The 255-nt window shown below is 49.8% G+C and carries 1 protein-coding gene; it reads left to right on the top strand.

Going from position 1 to position 255, the window contains the following annotated elements; genetic code table 11:
* Positions 1-255, top strand: a 255-nt coding sequence (locus J3L11_RS19745) for an ISAs1 family transposase (protein WP_207572018.1), incomplete at both ends; no start/stop codon positions are given.

The raw sequence follows: 255 nt of genomic DNA, 5'->3' as shown, positions 1-255 counted from the left end.
ACATCGTACAGAGGGTCGGAAAACAACGATAGACACCCGTTACTATGTGAGTTCGTTGTCCCCACGCCACAAACTGCTTGGGCACTACATCCGCCAGCACTGGCGGATTGAGAACAGTCAGCATTATATGCTAGATGTTGTATTTAAAGAAGATGAGTCACGGATAGCACTCGAAGGTGCTGTCGAAAACCTAGCACTGTTCCGACGTTTCGTGATGAACATACTGCGGCAGTGTGATTGCGGCTCACCGAGCCA

This window comes from Shewanella sp. 4t3-1-2LB (assembly GCF_017368415.1).
Taxonomy (GTDB): domain Bacteria; phylum Pseudomonadota; class Gammaproteobacteria; order Enterobacterales; family Shewanellaceae; genus Shewanella; species Shewanella fodinae.
The sequence above is the reverse complement of the archived record's forward strand: the minus strand, read 5'-3'. Positions and strand labels throughout refer to the sequence as shown.